General features: G+C 68.2%; 17 protein-coding genes and 1 pseudogene. 7 read left to right on the forward strand and 11 right to left on the reverse strand.

Features of this window, described 5'->3' with window-relative positions:
* From J7528_RS16125 to J7528_RS16150, 6 genes and pseudogenes are all read right to left on the reverse strand, one after another.
* On the reverse strand, positions 1-163 hold a 163-nt coding region (locus J7528_RS16125; protein ID WP_291876922.1), incomplete at its 3' end, for an SDR family oxidoreductase.
* A 74-nt stretch (positions 164-237) separates the two neighbouring features.
* A complete protein-coding gene (locus tag J7528_RS16130; RefSeq protein ID WP_291876400.1) occupies positions 238-1,140 on the reverse strand; it encodes a phytanoyl-CoA dioxygenase family protein in 903 nt (300 codons plus the stop codon).
* Between the two features lie 62 nt (positions 1,141-1,202).
* Positions 1,203-2,998 (reverse strand): annotated as a pseudogene (locus tag J7528_RS16135) (tetratricopeptide repeat protein).
* 15 nt (positions 2,999-3,013) lie between these two features.
* Positions 3,014-4,225, reverse strand: a complete 1,212-nt coding sequence (gene fabB / locus J7528_RS16140) for a beta-ketoacyl-ACP synthase I (protein ID WP_291876403.1) — start codon at positions 4,223-4,225, stop codon at positions 3,014-3,016.
* A gap of 71 nt (positions 4,226-4,296) precedes the next feature.
* Positions 4,297-4,812 (reverse strand): 3-hydroxyacyl-[acyl-carrier-protein] dehydratase FabA, encoded by a 516-nt coding sequence (gene fabA, locus J7528_RS16145; protein ID WP_291876404.1) that lies wholly within the window; start codon positions 4,810-4,812, stop codon positions 4,297-4,299.
* Between the two features lie 71 nt (positions 4,813-4,883).
* Positions 4,884-5,408: an SH3 domain-containing protein gene (locus J7528_RS16150; protein WP_291876407.1), complete on the reverse strand. Its 525-nt coding sequence runs from the start codon at positions 5,406-5,408 to the stop codon at positions 4,884-4,886.
* 72 nt (positions 5,409-5,480) lie between these two features.
* On the opposite strand from J7528_RS16150, the gene J7528_RS16155 reads away from it, so the two are divergent.
* Positions 5,481-6,467: a D-glycerate dehydrogenase gene (locus J7528_RS16155; RefSeq protein WP_291876410.1), complete on the forward strand. Its 987-nt coding sequence runs from the start codon at positions 5,481-5,483 to the stop codon at positions 6,465-6,467.
* A gap of 74 nt (positions 6,468-6,541) precedes the next feature.
* Positions 6,542-8,530 carry a S9 family peptidase gene (locus J7528_RS16160; protein WP_291876413.1) on the forward strand — a complete coding sequence of 663 codons (1,989 nt, stop codon included), beginning with the start codon at positions 6,542-6,544 and terminating at the stop codon, positions 8,528-8,530.
* On the opposite strand, the gene J7528_RS16165 is transcribed toward J7528_RS16160, so the two are convergent.
* Positions 8,527-9,483, reverse strand: a complete 957-nt coding sequence (locus J7528_RS16165) for an alpha/beta hydrolase (RefSeq protein ID WP_291876415.1) — start codon at positions 9,481-9,483, stop codon at positions 8,527-8,529. The genes J7528_RS16160 and J7528_RS16165 overlap by 4 nt on opposite strands.
* 59 nt (positions 9,484-9,542) lie before the next feature.
* Positions 9,543-10,328, reverse strand: coding sequence for a molybdopterin-synthase adenylyltransferase MoeB (gene moeB, locus J7528_RS16170; RefSeq protein WP_291876418.1), 786 nt, complete (start codon positions 10,326-10,328; stop codon positions 9,543-9,545).
* Here moeB and hslV point away from each other — a divergent pair.
* From hslV to hslU, 3 genes are all read left to right on the forward strand, one after another.
* Positions 10,301-10,900, forward strand: a complete 600-nt coding sequence (gene hslV, locus J7528_RS16175) for an ATP-dependent protease subunit HslV (protein WP_291876421.1) — start codon at positions 10,301-10,303, stop codon at positions 10,898-10,900. The genes moeB and hslV overlap by 28 nt on opposite strands.
* Positions 10,901-11,001: 101 nt before the next feature.
* On the forward strand, positions 11,002-11,844 hold the full coding sequence (locus J7528_RS16180) for a DUF4440 domain-containing protein (protein WP_291876424.1): 843 nt from the start codon (positions 11,002-11,004) through the stop codon (positions 11,842-11,844).
* The gene (hslU, locus tag J7528_RS16185; RefSeq protein WP_291876426.1) at positions 11,841-13,136 is read left to right on the forward strand and encodes an ATP-dependent protease ATPase subunit HslU; all 1,296 of its coding nucleotides are present in this window, start codon (positions 11,841-11,843) and stop codon (positions 13,134-13,136) included. The genes J7528_RS16180 and hslU overlap by 4 nt, the downstream gene beginning before the upstream one ends.
* Before the next feature lie 3 nt (positions 13,137-13,139).
* Here the strand turns inward: hslU and J7528_RS16190 are convergent, their stop codons facing one another.
* Entirely contained in the window at positions 13,140-14,027 is an 888-nt protein-coding gene (locus J7528_RS16190) for a bifunctional helix-turn-helix domain-containing protein/methylated-DNA--[protein]-cysteine S-methyltransferase (protein WP_291876428.1), read from the reverse strand.
* A gap of 43 nt (positions 14,028-14,070) precedes the next feature.
* The gene (locus tag J7528_RS16195) at positions 14,071-14,547 is read right to left on the reverse strand and encodes a DUF2244 domain-containing protein (RefSeq protein WP_291876431.1); all 477 of its coding nucleotides are present in this window, start codon (positions 14,545-14,547) and stop codon (positions 14,071-14,073) included.
* A 52-nt stretch (positions 14,548-14,599) separates the two neighbouring features.
* Between J7528_RS16195 and nth the strand changes: the two genes are divergently transcribed.
* Positions 14,600-15,307: an endonuclease III gene (gene nth, locus J7528_RS16200; protein ID WP_291876923.1), complete on the forward strand. Its 708-nt coding sequence runs from the start codon at positions 14,600-14,602 to the stop codon at positions 15,305-15,307.
* 116 nt (positions 15,308-15,423) lie between these two features.
* Here nth and J7528_RS16205 read toward each other — a convergent pair whose 3' ends face one another.
* Positions 15,424-16,281: a transporter gene (locus J7528_RS16205; protein WP_291876434.1), complete on the reverse strand. Its 858-nt coding sequence runs from the start codon at positions 16,279-16,281 to the stop codon at positions 15,424-15,426.
* A gap of 145 nt (positions 16,282-16,426) precedes the next feature.
* Here J7528_RS16205 and J7528_RS16210 point away from each other — a divergent pair, with 145 nt between their 5' ends.
* A complete protein-coding gene (locus J7528_RS16210; RefSeq protein WP_291876437.1) occupies positions 16,427-17,416 on the forward strand; it encodes an adenosine kinase in 990 nt (329 codons plus the stop codon).
* Positions 17,417-17,421: the final 5 nt, after the last annotated feature.

The raw sequence follows: 17,421 nt of genomic DNA on the forward strand, positions 1-17,421 counted from the left end.
GCTCCAGCTCTTCGCCCTGATAGGTGAAGGCCATCTCGGCGCCCTGGGCGGCCAGCTGGCTGGCGATGCCCCAGGCGATCGAGTTGTGGTTGGCCACGCCCATGACGAGGCCCTTCTTGCCCCGCATCAGCTCGCCCTTGGGGAACGCGTAATCGTCGGCCATGTGTCGGGCCCCTTCTAGAAGTCGTTGACCGTGGTTAGCAGGCGGCGCGACGCTTCGAAACCCGCAACCCGCGTTCAGTCGACCCGGACGATCCTTCCGACCTTGTCGCGCAGGGCCTGGGCCAGGGGCCGGGGACCTAGCGGAACGGGCTTGCCGTCGCGCTTGGGCCAGACCACGCCGCCGGTGCGCACATCGGCCGGCAGGCGCAGATAGAGCTCGTCGGTCTCGGGCCGCGAATACAGCGGCGTGTAGTAGACGCAGTCCTCAAAGAAGAAGTGCGTCACCAGCGAGCGCCGGGTCGCGCCCGCCCGCTGGATGGCCAGCCCGCCGTGGGTGGTGTTGGCGGCCCAGACCAGCACCTGGCCCTTGCGCAGCAGGGCCGGACGCGGCTCGCCGGCCACCTGGCGCGCGAAGGCGTCGACATAGTGGGCCGCATAGTCGCCGCGCTTGGGACGGCGCCCCTCCACCCCGGCGTCGCGCATCTCGAAGATCCGCTGGCGGTGGCTGCCCGGATGGTAAAATAGCGGCCCCGCGTCGGCCGTCACGTCCTCCAGCGCGATCCAGGCCCCGCACATGAAGCGCGGCGGCTGGCTGTGAAAGTGGGCGACGTCGGAATGGGCGTGCTGCTCGCTGCCTTCGCGGAAATTCAGGGTCTGAAAGGCGAAGGGCGCGCGGCCATACGCCAGGGCCAGCATATCGGTCAGCTTGGTATGGCTGGCCAGGTCGCGGACGGCCCGGGAGCGCCGCCAGACATCCTGGGCGCGGCGTTTTCCAGGGCGGAAAAACCGCTCGGCGTCGGCGGTGGCGCGGTCGATCAGGTCCGTGGCGTCCGGCCCCAGGTCGAACACGGCAACGCCGTCGCGGTGCAGGTCGGTGACGAAGCGGCGCTGCTCGGCGGTCGCGCTCGAGGCGTCGAGATAGGGGATCACGGACACGCCCTCGATCCACGGAACTTGCGGCAGATCGACGGGAGGCATGAGGGAACGCTCGCTAGACGGTAATGGCCAAGCTTACCGCCGAACGCGGAACACCATCAACCTTAGGTGAGCATTTTCTCGAACGCTATCTCCAGCGATCGTGCGGAGGCGATCGGGTCGAACACCGGTGCGGTTCGGATCTGCCGCGACACCCGAGCCTTGAGCGCTGTCAAAGCCGCACGGTCGTTGGCGAGACGAACCGCTTGGGCGACATAAGCCTTTGTATCCGCAGCGATTAGCTCCGGCAGCTCGAGGGCGGTCAGCAGGCTAGCCCCAACGCGGCTAGCGAAACTCTTGCCTGGAAGGCTCAGTATCGGAATCCCATGCGCAGCGCGTCGCTCGCTGTCGTGTGGGCGCCATAGGGCCAAGTGTCGAGGACCAGGTCGGCCAGGGCGTGGCGGGCCAGGTGCTGATCGTGCGGCGCGGGCGCGGCGAAGACCAGCCGCTCGGGATCCACCCCCGCCCCTTCCGCCTCGCGCCGCAGGTTCTCGGCCGCGCCGGGGGCGCCGTCATAGAGCCAGAGCACCGCTTGCGGCGCGGCCTTTAGGATCGCCATCCAGGCCGCGAAGGTCTGGGGCGTGATCTTGGCCGGGTTGTTGAAGCAGCACAGGACGACCGCGTCCTCGGGCAGACCCACCTCGGCCCTACCGGGCGGCGGCGCCGTCACACCGAGCGCGTCGTTAGGCTGGTATAACGGCAGCCGGACCACCGCCTCGGACCAGTCGGACTCCGCGCCCGGCGGGATGGTCACGGCGTCGGCCAGCACGACGTCAGCATGCGCGCCCAAGGTCCCTGGATAGCCCAGCCAGCTGACCTGAACCGGCGCCGCGCGATGGGCCAGGATCCCCGGCCGGCCGTCCTGGGTATAGCCCTTCAGGTCGACGGCGATGTCGATCCTGGTCTCGCGGCACAGGGCGGCGATGTTGGAATCGCTCAGGTTTCGCGCCTCGACCCAGTGCTCGCAACCCGCCTTCAGGCGTTCGCGCATAGCCCCGCCGGTCTCGGGGCCGTACGAGACGGCGAAGATCTCGAAGCGGTCACGGTCGTGCGCCTCCAGCACGCCAGCCAACAGCCTGGCGGTGGCGTGCTCGTGCAGGTCGGCGGACAGATAGGCGATGCGGATCCGCGTCCCCGCCGGTCGCTCCGGCCACACCGGGGTCGGCGCCGGTGGCGGAGCCGACAGCTCGGCGCAGCGGCGGTGCACGACGGGCTCGTCGAAGATGGCCAGGGCCGCGAACGGCGTGATCGCGGCGCGGCCTAGCTTCAGCTCGGCCTTGACCAGCATGTCCAGGGCCGCGTCCTCGCGCCAGTCGCAGGTCTGGCGGCGGGCCCACATCAGGTCGCCGGCCAGACGGGGATGCAGCGGGTCGATCTCCATCACCGCTTCCAGGTCCCGCGCCGCGTCGGCCGGACGGTTCAGCAGCGACAGCAGCGCCGCGCGGCTGGCCAGCGTCTTGGCGTCGCCCGGCGAGGCCTGGACGGCATGGTCCAGCACCGCCAGCGCCTCCTCGAAACCGCCCAGGCGTTGCAGCGAGACGGCCAGGGCGCCCAGCACCGGCGGGTTGGCGGGGTCGGCCGCCAGGGCCGCACGACCGGCGACCACCGCCTCCACATCACGTCCCAAGCTATTGAGAGCCAAGGCTTTTGCCGACAATAAGCCAGGTCGCTTACTATCCAGCGCCAGGCCCTGATCAAGGGCGTCCAACGCCCCCTCGGCCCGCCCCAGCCCCAACCGCGAGACGCCCAGGATGTGCCAGGCCTCGACGCTGGGCGCGACCAGGACCAGCCGCTCGCACAGGGCGACGGCCTCGGCCAATCGGCCGGCCTTGTAGAGATCGAAAGCCTCGCGGGCGCTCATGACGCCCGCTCCGCCCTAGACGCGGCTGAAGATCAGCGTGCCGTTGGTGCCGCCAAAGCCGAAGCTGTTGGACATCACCGTCTCCAGCGCCTTGTCCACGCGCTTTTGCAGGATCGGCAGGTCGGCGAACTCGGGGTCCAGCTCCTCGATATGGGCGCTCTCGGCCGCGAAGCCGTTGTTGAGCATCAGGATCGAGTAGATGGCCTCCTGCGCGCCGGCGGCGCCCAGGCTGTGGCCGGTCAGGGACTTGGTCGACGAGATCAGCGGGGCCTTGTCGCCGAAGACTTCGCGCACCGCGCCCATCTCCTTGCTGTCGCCGACCGGCGTCGAGGTGCCGTGCGGGTTCAGATAGTCGATGGTGCGGTTGCCAGCCTCGGCCATGGCGATCTTCATGCAGCGCGCCGCGCCCTCGCCCGACGGGGCGACCATGTCGAAGCCGTCCGAATTGGCGGCGTAGCCAACCAGTTCGCCGTAGATCTTGGCCCCACGCGCCTTGGCGTGCTCGTATTCCTCGAGGACCACGATGCCCGCGCCGCCCGCGATGACGAAGCCGTCGCGGTTCTTGTCATAGGCGCGGCTGGCCACGGCCGGATTGTCGTTGAAGTGCGTGGACATGGCGCCCATGGCGTCGAACAGGTTCGACAGGGTCCAGTCCAGCTCCTCGCAACCGCCGGCGAAGATGATGTCCTGCTTGCCCAGCTGGATCTGCTCGGCGCCCGCGCCGATGCAGTGGGCGCTGGTCGCGCAGGCCGAGCTGATCGAATAGTTGATGCCGCGGATCTTGAACCAGGTCGACAGCACGGCCGACGGGCCCGAGCTCATGGCCTTGGGCACCGCGAACGGACCGATCCGCTTGGGACCCTTCTCGATCGTCGTGGCCGCGGCCTCGACGATGATGCTGGTCGAGGGACCGCCCGAACCGACGATCAGGCCGGTGCGCTCGTTGGAGATCTCGCCCTCTTCCAGCCCGGAATCGGCGATCGCCTGCTCCATGGCGACGTGGGCATAGGCCAGGCCCGGCGACAGGAAGCGCGCGGCGCGGCGGTCGACCAGCGACTCCCATTCGATCTGGGGCGCGGCATGGACCTGGCAGCGGAACCCGCGCTCGGCATATTCCGGCGCGGAGATCACGCCGGACTTGGCTTCCCGCAGGGACGCCAACACCTCATTGGCGTTGTTGCCGATGGACGAGACGATCCCCAGTCCGGTGACGACGACGCGACGCATATCGTAAATCCTCTTCTCCCCCAGGCGATCCGCAAGGGACCGACTCTCGGGGGCCGGTCTCGTCTAACGGATCAAGAAGCCATCTGTTCGGCGGTGAACGTGCCGACCTTCAGGTCCTTGGTTTCGTAGATCACCTTGCCGTCGGCTTCCAGAACGCCTTCGCCGATTCCCATGACGAGTTTGCGCATGATCACCCGCTTCAGGTCGATCTTGTAGACGACTTTCTTGACGTCCGGGGTGACTTGGCCGGTGAATTTCACCTCGCCGACGCCCAGGGCGCGGCCACGGCCGGGCGCGCCCGACCAACCCAGGAAGAAGCCGACCAGCTGCCACATGGCGTCCAGGCCCAGGCAACCGGGCATGACGGGGTCGCCGATGAAGTGGCAACCGAAGAACCAAAGGTCGGGATTGATGTCGAATTCAGCCTCGACATAGCCCTTGCCGTACTTGCCGCCGTCGGATTCGATCCGAACGATACGGTCGAACATCAGCATCGGCGGGGCCGGAAGCTGGGCGTTGCCGGGGCCGAACAGCTCGCCGCGACCGCAGGCCAGGAGTTCTTCGTAGGTATAGGCGTTCTTCTGCATAGGGGACGCCCTAGCACGGCGGCGGGTCAGGTCTCAACGTTTCCCTGAGGCAGGCCGTTCCTGAGATTAGCCTATCCCTTGCGGCATTGGACGGCGGGATCGGCGCCCCAGATGTCGGTTTCGCGCGCCCAGCCCGACGAGCCGTCGGCCCGCAGCTTGCACCAGCCCTCCTCGCACTTGTCCAGACTGGCGGTGGAGCGGCCCTTCAGATAGGCGCTGACCTTGGCCCCCGCCTTGGGGGCGCTGAGCAGGGCCAGGTTGGTCGGCTGCACCCGCATGGCCGAGCGGCGGCCGTCGATCACCCGGCGGTGCACCCAGGCCAGCCCGCCTTCGGGATCGCAGATCCGCCGCCACTCGCGGGTTTCGGCCACGATCTGCACCGGCATGCCCTTGGCGTGATAGATCCACAGCAGCTGGTGGGCCTCGTCCGGACCGTTGCGGGCGTTCACTTCCGCGTATTTTAGCGAGACGTAGCGCGGCACCTCCAGGCCCGAGGGCGTGATCTTGGGCCCGTCCGCCATCGCCGGCCCCGCCAGCAGGACGGCCAGCGCCCCAATAGCGACACGAAGCGAACGATGTTCTGTTTTCGACGGCATGTTGCTTGGCCCCCTCGGGCCCCTTTGCTACAGCTTTTAAACGCCCGTCAGTGAGAGCTTTTCAAACCGCCCATGGCCGCTCGCAAGCTCAAAGTCATCGTCACCCGCAAACTCCCCGACCCGGTGGAGACGCGGATGTGCGAACTGTTCGACACCGAACTGAACGTCTCCGACAAACCCTTGACGGCGGATGAACTGGTCGACGCCATGAGCCGCGCCGACGTGCTGGTGCCGACGATCACCGATCGTATCGACTCGCGTCTTCTGTCGCGATCCGGCGATCGGCTCAAGCTGATCGCGAATTTCGGCGCCGGCGTGGACAATATCGACGTCGCCACGGCCAATGCGCGCGGCATCATCGTCACCAATACGCCCGGCGTGCTCACCGAGGACACCGCCGACCTGACCATGACCCTGATCATGGCCGCCTCGCGCCGCGTGGTCGAAGGCGCGGAGGTCGTGAAGGCCGGCGGCTTCCAGGGCTGGTCGCCGACCTGGATGCTGGGCCGCCGCCTGTGGGGCAAGCGCCTGGGCATCATCGGCATGGGCCGCATCGGCCAGGCCGTGGCCCGCCGCGCCAAGGCCTTCGGCATGCAGGTGCACTATCACAACCGCAAGCCCGTCAGCCCCCGCATCGCCGAGGAGCTGGGCTGCACCTACTGGGAAAGCCTGGACCAGATGCTGGCCCGGATGGACTTCGTCTCGGTCAATTGCCCGCACACCCCGGCCACCTACCACCTGCTGTCGGCCCGCCGGCTGAAGCTGCTGCGACCCCATTCGGTGATCGTCAACACCGCCCGGGGCGAGGTGATCGACGAAGGGGCGCTGGCCAACATGCTGGCCAAGGGCGAGATCGCCGGCGCCGGCCTGGACGTCTACGAGCACGAGCCGGCCATCAATCCCAAGCTGCTGAAGCTGCCCAATGTCGTGCTGCTGCCCCACATGGGCTCGGCCACGGTCGAGGGCCGCATCGACATGGGCGAGAAGGTCATCGTCAACGTGAAGACCTTCATGGACGGCCACCGGCCGCCGGACCGCGTCATTCCGGCGATGCTTTAGGCATTCCTCAGCTCAAGCTTGACCTGACGCCCCGAACCAAGCACCCGTCCCAGAGGTTGCATTGGGGGCTTTGCATGATTTCCAGGCGTGGACTCCTGGCCGGCGGCGCGGTCGCGCCTGGCCTGCTGTCGGCCGCTTGCGCCGCGACGACCGCGCCGTCGATCGACGAGCTGACGGCGCCGTCCACCGTCCTGGGCGCGGCCTTGTCGCCCAACGGCGCTCAACTGGCCGTCCTGCATGTCGAACATGTGGGCGAGACCCTCAAGGCCTATGTCCTGCTTCAGGATGTCAGCAAGCCCAAGGCGCAGCCGATCCCGATCCTGATCGGCGACTACGATGTCCAGAAAATCCAGTGGGCCAATGACGAACGGCTGCTGATCTGGGTGGACATCCACAAGGAGCTGGACGGTAAGCCCACCCGCGTCCGCTATGGCGACCTCTATTTCGACGCCCCCAAGAACCGCATCCTGTCGATGAACCTGGACGGATCCGAATCCGCCCTGCTGTTCGGCCAGGACGAGGTTCTGTTGCGGGAGTTCGACCTGGGCACGGTCGTCGACATCCTCCCCGAGGACCCGAACCTGATCCTGATGCAGGCCTGGGAGAGCCAGAAACTCCGCTACGCGCTCTACAAGGTGGACGTGCGCACCGGCGCGGCGACCCTGTTCGAGCGCGGCGAGACCTCGACCTACGGCTGGTTCACCCAGAATGGCGTACCGGTGGTGCGGTTCGACGCCAATCGTCGCGGCACGGTCGTTTCGCTGTTCACTCGCGCCCCCGGCGCCAAGGACTGGACGCTTTATCGCAAGCTCCGGCGAGATGAGATGCGTCGATTCTCTGACCTCGAGATCGTCGGGGCGACGTCGGAGGCCGGCGTGTTGCTGGTTTCATCCCAGCGCGACGGTGACGACGGCAGCGTCCTGCGCCGCTTCGACCTGGCCAAGCTGGAACTGGGCGAGACCATCGCCGCCCGACCGGGGCGCGACATCACCGACGTGTTCATGGACGACCGGAGCCGCTTGATCGCCGCCGCCTTCACCGAGGACCGGCGCGACTACATCTTCTTCGAACCCGCGCTCAAGGCCGGCTTCGAACAGCTGTCGGCGGTCTTCAAGCATGACGCCAACCTGACCTTCATCGACGTCAGTCTGGATCACCAGCGGTTCGTCCTGCACACCAGCAGCCCAACCGATCCTGGCTCCTACTGGTTCTATGACGTGGCCGGTCGTCTGAGCCAGCTGGGCCAGACGCGTCCCTGGCTGAACAGTCGGCTGGCGGCCATGCGCACCCTGAAGCTCAAGGCCCGCGATGGCCTGGACCTGACCGCCTACCTTACCCTGCCCCAGAATGCCGCCGGCCCCTGCCCTCTGGTCGTCTATCCCCACGGTGGGCCCGAGATGCGGGATGCCTACAGCTTCGACCTGTTCGCCCAGGCCTTCGCCGCGCGGGGCTGGGCGGTCCTGCAGGTCAATTTCCGGGGTTCGGGCGGTTATGGCCGCGCCTTCGCCGACGCCGGCCGCAAGCATTGGGGCGTCGAGATGCAGAACGACGTGGAGGACGCCCTGGCCGCGGCTCTGGCCACCGGCAAGATCGATCGCGCCCGCGTGGCGATCTGTGGCGCCAGCTATGGCGGCTACGCCGCCTTGATGGGCGCCGTGAAGACGCCAGACGCCTATCGCGCTGTGGTGGCCATCGCCGGGGTCACCCATCTGGACGACTTCCTGGCCAGCGTCCGCAACGACGACGGCGCGGACGCCCCCAGCTATCAGTACTGGCTCAAGACGATCGGCGATCCGGTCGCCGACAAGACGCTGCTGGCCGCCGGCTCACCGGCGCTGCGGGCGCGGGAGATCCGCGCGCCCGTGCTGCTGATCCACGGCACGGTCGACTCGATCGTGCCGGTCGAGCAGTCCAAGACCATGGCCAAGGCCCTGAAATCGGCCGGCAATACCGCCAAGTACATTCAGATGGACTGGGTCGGTCACCGGGGTTGGGATCGCTTCACGACCACCAAGATCCTGACGGAGACCACCGCTCACATCGCCAAGGCTTTCGGCGCCTAACCCTTGGCCGGATGCGCCGCCAGCCAGGCCTTGAGGTCGGCGGCGGAGCGGTCGGGGATCTGCTCCATCGGCACGTGGCCCACGCCCGGATAGAGGATCAGGGTCGCGCCCGGTATGGCCTTGTGGAACTTCTCGCCATCGGCGGGTGGGATCAGGCGGTCCTCCTGGCCGAAGATGACCAGGGTCGGGACGTGAATGGTCGACAGGTCCGGCGCCGTGGCCACCCGGCGCGGCCGCTGGCCGAGCAAGACCGTGCGATGGCCGGGCGCGCGGGCCAGGTCGACATAGCGGTCGATCAGGGCGGGCGTGACCAGCTTGGGATCGATATAGGCCGCCTTCAGCGCCTGGGTCATCAGCGGGCGGATCTCGATCTCCTTCAGCACTCGCCGGCCGACCGGATTGCCCATGAACTTGAAGATCGTCGCGCCGCCGCGCCCCTTGGTCGGCCAGCCGGCGGCGTCGACCAGGATCAGACGCGAAACGCGGTCGGGGTGGTCCACGGCATAGGTCCAGGCCACCTCGCCGCCCATCGAATTGCCGCCCAGCGTGAAGCGGGTCAGGCCCAGGCCCCGGGTCACCTGGTCGACCACGTTCTCGAAGCTGTCGGGCTGGACGACATAGGCGTCATCGGTGCGGGTCAGGCCGTGGCCGGGCAGATCCAGCACCACGACGCGATACTCGTCCGACAACGCCTTCACCCAGCCGTCCCAGGCGTGGGTCGAGGCGGCGAAGCCATGCACCAGCACGATGACCGGCGCGTCGCGCGGGCCGACGTCGCGATAATGCGCCCGCACCCCGCCGGGCAGGTCCATGTAGCGGCTGTCGGCGTAGCCATACTTGGCTTCCAGCGTGTCGTAGGGGATGTCAGGCCGCTGCAGCAACAGCCAGCCCGCCCCCGCCAAGACGATGATCAGCAGGAGAGCGGTCGCCAGACCGCGCAGCAGCATCTTCATCCCCGCTCTCCCCCGAGAGATCTCATTAAAACGAAACGAACGCCGTTATGCGAAAGCCGTCAAGCGCCGCACGACGGACAATGGGGATCGGCCCCGATCCGCACCGTACGCGTTTCCGCCGCCAGGGCGTCATAGATCAACAGCTTGCCGGACAAGGGCTGGCCGGCGCCGGCGACCAGCTTGACCGCCTCCAGGGCCATCATCGAGCCGATCACCCCGGCCAGGGCGCCGACGACGCCGACTAGCGAGCAGGTCTCGGCGTCCGGCGGAACCTCGGGCACCAGGCAGCGGTAGCAGGGCTGGCCGTGGAACACTCCGACCTGACCGGTCCAGCGCCCCAGGGCCCCGCTGACCAGCGGCTTGCCGTGGGCCAGGCAGGCGTCGCTGACGGCGAAGCGGGTGGCGAAATCGTCGGTGCCGTCGAGGACGAGGTCATACCGCGAGACGATGTCGCCGGCGTTGACGGCGTCCAGCCATACCGGATGGGTCTCGATGGTCGTATGCGGGTTCAGGGCGCCCAGGCGCTCGACGGCTGCCTCGACCTTGGGGCGGCCCACGTCAGAGGCCGCATACAGCACCTGGCGCTGGAGATTCGACAGCGAGACGGCGTCGGGATCCACGAGGCCGATCGTGCCGATCCCGGCGGCCGCCAGATACAGCGACGCCGGCGCGCCCAGGCCGCCGGCTCCGACCACCAGAATGCGGGCGGCCTTCAGCTTCTGCTGCCCTGGCCCGCCGATCTCGCGCAGAACCAGGTGGCGGGCATAGCGCTCGACTTCGGCTTCCGAGAAAGGCTTGGGCGAAAAACTCACGGCGCTTGACCCTCCGGCCCGGCCTCGCCACATGCGAAGCCATGCAAAGCTCGAACTCCTTCCCCGACTGGCACGGCACGACCATTCTGGCGGTGCGCAAGAACGGACAGACCGTGATCGCCGGCGACGGACAGGTCTCCATGGGCCCAACCGTCGTCAAGGGCAACGCCCGCAAGGTGCGCCGCCTGGCCGGCGGCAAGGTGGTGGCGGGTTTCGCCGGCGCCACGGCCGACGCCTTCACGCTCATTGAGCGTCTGGAGGCCAAGCTGGAACAGTATCCCGACCAGCTGGCCCGCGCCTGCGTGGATCTCGCCAAGGACTGGCGCACCGACCGCTACCTGCGCAAGCTGGAGGCCATGTTGCTGGTGGCCGACAAGACCGCCATCTACACCGTCACCGGCGTCGGCGACGTGCTGGAGCCGGGCGAGAGCCCTGGCGGCAACGCCGTGGCGGCGATCGGCTCGGGCGGCAACTACGCCCTGGCGGCCGGCAAGGCGCTGATCGACCTGGATCTTTCCGCCGAGGAACTGGCTCGCAAGGCCATGGGCATCGCCGCCGAGATCTGCGTCTACACGAACGGCAACCTCACCGTCGAAGTGCTGTAGACGGCGGTTCAGCGCGCCGTCGAAGCGGCGCCGGCTTTCGTCGCAATTGAGATGCGTGGAAAGTTCATCGGCGTTTGCTGAGCGCAGGGGAGGATCCTGCCATGCTCAAGACCGTTCTGACCGCCATCGTTGCGTTGACCGCCGCCAACACGGCTCTGGCCGAGACCAAGACGCCCGGCCGCCAGATCGAGGCGGCCGAGCGCGCCTTCGCCGCCGACGGCGCGGCGATGGGCATCCGCGCCTCGTTCCTCAAGCACATGGCGCCCGACGCCATCGTCTTTAGCCCGGGCCCGGTGAACGCCCGCGTCTTCTACGGCGCGCAATCGGGCGAGGGCGAGCCGAAGATCGCCTGGTGGCCCGCCTTCGTCGTGGCCTCCAAGTCGGGCGACCTTGGCCTGTCGACCGGCCCTACCCAGTTCGACGGCCGGCCGGGCGGCTGGTTCTCCAGCATCTGGCGCAAGGACGCCGACGGAACCTGGCGCTGGGTCTATGACGGCGGCGGCGTGGCCGATTCCACCTCGGCCCCGGCCCAGACGACGCCGGCGGTCATGGCCCCGGTCGCGACCCAGGGCGAGGCCTCGCCCGCCAAGGCCTTCGAGGCCGTGAGCGCGGCCGAGGCTGGCCTAGCCGCCGCCGCCCTGACCGACACGGCCGCCGCCTACCGCGCCGTGCTCAGCGACAACGCCCATATGCTGGGCCCGAACGGCATGCGGACCCTGACGCCGACGGCGACGAGCGAGCGGCTGGCCAAGCGTCCGGCGACCACCGCCCTGACCCTGCGCGGCGGCGGCGCCTCCAAGGCCGGCGACCTGGTCTGGACCCATGGCGAGGCCCGCTGGACGACAGACGCTCAAAAATCCGCCGCCGCGCACTATATGCATGTCTGGCAACGGCGCCCCGAAGGGTGGCGTCTGATCTTCGAGGCCCTGATCAACGACCGATGACTGAGTTTTCCCCCCGCGAGATCGTTTCCGAGTTGGACCGCTACATCGTCGGCCACGCCGAGGCCAAGAAGGCCGTCGCCGTGGCCCTGCGCAACCGCTGGCGCCGCCGCCGCGTGCCGGCGGACCTGCGTGACGAGGTGACGCCCAAGAACATCCTGCTGATCGGCCCCACGGGGGTGGGCAAGACCGAGATCGCCCGCCGCCTGGCCAAGCTGGCCCAGGCGCCGTTCCTTAAAGTGGAGGCCACCAAGTTCACCGAGGTCGGCTATGTCGGCCGCGACGTCGACCAGATCGTCCGCGACCTGGTCGAAAGCGCCCTCTCGATGGTCCGCGACAAGCGCCGCGCCGCCGTGAAAGCAAAAGCAGAGGCCGCCGCCGAGGAGCGGATCCTCGACGCCATGACCGGCCCCGGCTCGACCGCCGCCCGCGACAGCTTCCGCAGGAAACTCCGCGCCGGCGAGCTGGACGACAAGGAGGTCGAGCTTCAGCTGGCCGACACCGGCGGCGGCGGCAGCTTCGAGATCCCCGGCCAGCCCGGCGCCCAGGTGCTGAACCTGTCGGAGATGATGAAGTCGCTGGGCGGCAATCGCACCAAGACCCACAAGACCACCGTCACCGGCGCCTGGGCTCCGCTGATCGCCGAGGAAAGCGACAAGCTGCTGGACCAGGAGGCCCTGACGCAGGAGGCCCTGGAGCTGGCCGAGAACCACGGCATCGTCTTCCTGGACGAGATCGACAAGGTCGCCAGCAGCTCGCAGCGCTCGGGGGCCGACGTGAGCCGCGAAGGCGTGCAGCGTGACTTGCTGCCGCTGATCGAGGGTACGACCGTCTCGACCAAGTATGGCCCGGTGAAGACCGACCACATCCTGTTCATCGCCTCGGGCGCCTTCCATGTCGCCAAGCCGTCGGACCTGCTGCCCGAGCTGCAAGGCCGCCTGCCGATCCGCGTCGAACTGAAGGGCCTGTCGCGCGACGACATGCGCCGGATCCTCACGGAGCCGGAAGCCAACCTGATCCGTCAGCACCAGGCCCTGATGCTGACCGAAGGCGTGACCCTGACCTTCTCGGACGAGGCGATCGACGCCCTGGCCGACGCGGCCGTGGCCGTGAACGGCTCGGTCGAGAACATCGGCGCCCGCCGTCTGCAGACGATCATGGAAAAGGTGGTCGAGGAGATCAGCTTCACCGCCGCCGATCGTGGTGGTGAGACGGTGGCGATCGACGCGGCCTACGTCCAGGAACGCATCGGCGCCCTGGCGGCCAATGCCGATCTGAGCCGGTTTATTCTGTAGGGATCAGGAGGCGGCGCGAACCGCCTCCATCCCCAGGATCGCGGCCTTGCGGGCCAAGCCCCAGTGGTAGCCGGTCAGCTTGCCACTCTTGCCGATGGCCCGGTGGCAGGGGATCAGCAGCGAGATCGGGTTGGCCCCGATGGCGCCGCCGGTGGCCTGGAAGGCCTTGGGCTTGCCGGCCCAGCAGGCGACCTGGCCATAGGTGGCCGTCTCGCCGGCCGGGATCTGCAGCAGCGCCTTCCAGACCTGCACGTGGTAGGGCGAGCCGATCAGCACGATCGGCAGCGGCCCCTCCCCGCCCGCGAAGGCGTGCAGGGCCGTGGCCTGGGCGGCCATGTCGTCGCGGGTCCAGTCGGCGGCCGGGAACCGGCGGTGCATGTCGGCGAAGGACGCCTCGTCATCGCCGTCCGAGAAGGCCAGGCCCGCCAGGCCGCGATCGGCCATCACGAACAGGCCCTTGCCGAACGGCGTCGGGGCCCAGCCCCAGCGCAGCTTCATGCCCGCCCCGCGCCGACGCACCTCGCCCGGGGTCACCGCCTCCTGGGCGATGAACAGGTCGTGCAGGCGTGACGGCCCCGACAGCCCGGCGTCGAAGGCCGCGTCCAGCACCGTGCCGCCGGCCTCCAGCGAGCGCCGAGCCTCGGCATGGGCGATGGCCGAGACGAAGCTCTTGGGGCTGACCCCGGCCCAGCGGGTGAAGATGCGCTGGAAATGGAACGGCGACAGGCCCACGGCCTGGGCCGCCTCGTCCAGCGAGGGATGATCGGACCACCGCTCGGCCAGCCAGTTCAGCGCCTTGGCCATGCGGTGATAGTCGACCGAGCGTTCCGCCAGGCGAACCAGCTCTTCGCTTTCGGTCTCAAAAGGGGTTGCGTCGTATGCCATGGTCATAGGCTAGGCGCCTCGCAGAACGGTGTCCGCCCGGTTCTTGCGGTCATGACCAACGTTCGCTCCTAGCTTTGCGGATAGCCGCCTCCAGGTCGCCGGCGAAGCGTTCCCGCTCGTCGGGTCCCAGCGATCGGGCCAGGGTCAGGCGCTTGCGATAGATCATCAGCCGCACGCGGGTCTCGTGGACACCAGGATGGTCGACGCCGACGCGTGTGAAGGCGGTGGGCGAGGTCCAGACGGTGCGGGCGCCCTTCTCGTCCTCGCGGCTGACGGTGACGGCCTCGGCGGTGACCTGCACGCGCTCGACGCGGCGGGCGGCGCGATCGCTAGCCCTTAAGGCTAACCATAGGGCCAGCACATCCAGCCCCAGGAACGGCAGCACCACGGGCGCGCGCACCGCCAGCAGGAAGATCGCCACCATCACGTTGAACGCCATCATCACGCCCAGCAGCACCGCCGCCCCTTGCGGGCTCAGCGAGCGATGCGGCGCGATCACGCGGTCCATGTAGATGGGCAGGGCCATGACGGGAATTTAGGAGCCCTTCCCGCGCTTGGCGAGGCGCCCGCATCACGGCATGTTCCGGCCCATGGCCAAGCCCGCTCTCGCTAAGAAAAAGAAGCCGCCCGTAAAGCGGATCAGCCCCGCCGAGCGGGAGCGCGTCGAGATCCTGTTCGCGCGTTTCGAGAGCCTGGACCTGCATCCCAAGACCGAGCTGAACTATTCCAACCCCTACGAGCTGGTCACCGCCGTGGCGCTCTCGGCCCAGGCCACCGACGTCCAGGTCAACAAGGCCACCGGCCCGCTGTTCCAGGTCGCCGACAGCGCCGAGAAGATGCTGGAGCTCGGGGAAGAGGGGCTGATCAAATATATCGCCTCGATCGGCCTGTTCCGCACCAAGGCCAAGAACGTCATCGCCGCAGCCCATATCTTGATGGACAAGCACGGCGGGGAAGTGCCGCTGAACCGTACTGATCTCGAGGCTCTGCCCGGCGTGGGCCGCAAGACGGCATCGGTTGTGCTGAACGAGCTGGACATCGAACCGGCCATCGCCGTCGACACGCACGTCTTCCGGGTGTCCCACCGGCTGAAGCTGTCGGCGGGCAAGGTTCCCGATGCGGTGGAGCAGGACCTGATGCGGGTCGTACCCGGGCCCTACCAGACGCGGGCGCACCACTGGCTGATCCTGCATGGACGGTATGTCTGCGTGGCGCGCAAGCCCAAGTGCGAGATCTGCAAGATCAGCGACCTGTGTCCGTCGCGGGAGCTGTTCCTGGGGGTCTGACTTGCCCCCTCCGCGCCTTCGGCGCTCCTCCCCCGGAGGGGGAAGAAGGACGGCGCGAACCTTCTGCCCCCTCTGGGGGCGGACGACCTCGCAAAGCGAGGTCAGGTGGGGGCAAGTCAGCCGATCGCCCGCACCACCGCCGCCGCGAACGCCGCGCCATGATCATGCGCGTGCTCCAGGAACAGGTCCGGCTCGATCACCTCCAGTTCCATCAGCTGTGGCGTGTGTTCCAGACCCCGGATGAGGTCCACCCGCGCATAGGTCAGCGGCTCACCCGCCGCCTCCAGCACCATTTCCGCCGCCCGCAGCGCCTCGCGTTCCGGCGCGATCTCGCTGACCTGGCCGCCGAACTGCGGCTGCACCCGGAAATCGCCCGCCACCGCGACCTTGGTCACCGCATGGCTGAACTGGCCGTCGAAGAAGAACAGCGACAGCTCGCCCTCCTCGCCCACCGCCGGCAGGAACGGCTGGATCAGGGCCGGACCCGACGGGCCGCCCTCCAGCGAGCCGTGCCGCTTGACCCGGATGGTCTCGTGCGAGCCGGCCGAGACCTGCGGCTTGACCACCACCTCGTCGACCCCAAAGGCGTCGAAAGCCGCTTGGACATGCTCCAGGGTCAGCGCGTCATGCGCATGGGTCGGCACCACCGGCGCGCCCTTCCCGGCCAGTTCGACCAGGTAGGTCTTGGTCGAATTCCAGCGCATCACATCAGCGGGATTGGCCACCCGGATCCCGTCGCGCTCGAGGCCGTCGAGGAAACCGAACCATTCGTCCTGGCGTCCGTGATAGCCCCAGGCCAGCGACGGCATGACAAGGCGCGCCTGGTCCTTCTCGACCTTGTCCGTCCAGGGCTGGGAGGCGACGCTCAGCCCCTTGGCGCGCAGCGGCGCGGCCAGGCGTTCGAACAGCGGGTTCCAGCTGTCGGCGAAGCGGGGCTCGTCGCGGGCGGGGACCAGGATCAGGACGTCGACCATTGGTTTACTCACGTGGCTTAGGGCTTCGCAGCTAGGATGTCGCAGTCCTTCGGGCAAGCCTTGCGTTGCCTTGAAGGTCCACTTCCTTTAATCGCCAAGTGTTGTGGCCTTTCGGCCCTGTTCTTTCAAAGGTTTGTCCCGCTCCATGACCGCGCTCTACGACGTCGCCGGCATCGGCAACGCCATCGTCGATGTCATCGCCCAGTGCGACGACGCCTTCCTCGCCAAGGAAGGCCTGACCAAGGGCTCGATGGCCCTGATCGACCCGGCGCGGGCGGGAACCCTGTACGACGCCATGGCCGCGGGCATCGAGGCCTCGGGCGGCAGCGTCGCCAACACCATGGCCGGCATCGCCAGCTTCGGCGGCAAGGCCGCCTATATCGGCAAGGTCGCCGACGACCAGCTGGGCCGCGTGTTCCGCCACGACATGAAGGCCATCGGCTGCGTGTTCACCACCCCGGCCCTGGCCGAGGGCCCGGCGACCGCCCAGAGCCTGATCAACGTCACCCCCGACGCCCAGCGCACCATGTCGACCTATCTGGGCGCCTGCGTCGAGCTGACCAGCGCCGACGTCGACCCCGAGATCATCGAGGCCGCCCAGATCTCGTATCTGGAAGGCTATCTGTTCGACCCGCCGGAAGCCCGCCGCGCCTTCGCCAAGGCCGCCGCCCTGGCCCACGGCTCGGGCCGCAAGATCGCCATGACGCTGTCGGACAGCTTCATGGTCGACCGCCACCGCTCGGCCCTGCTGCCGTTCATCGAGACCCAGTGCGACATCGTCTTCGCCAATGACGCCGAGGTCTGCTCGCTGTTCGAGACCGACGATTTCGACGCCGCCGTGAAGGCCCTGGCCGAACGCTGCGAGATCGCCGCCATCACCCGAGGCGAAAAGGGTTCGATCGCGGCCTCGAGCGGGCAGCTTTACGAAATCTCGGCTTACCCCGTCGAAAAAGTCGTGGACACGACCGGCGCGGGCGACCAATACGCCGCAGGTTTCCTCTACGGCCTGAGCCAAGGTCTCCCGCTGCCGGTCTGCGGTCAGCTGGGCTCTCTGGCCGCCGCCGAGGTCATCGACCACTACGGTCCGCGCCCGCAGGTCAACCTGCGTGAGCTGGCCGCCAAGAACGGACTTTAAGGATT

Origin of the sequence: Caulobacter sp. (assembly GCF_017744445.1) — a bacterium.
GTDB lineage: Bacteria > Pseudomonadota > Alphaproteobacteria > Caulobacterales > Caulobacteraceae > Caulobacter.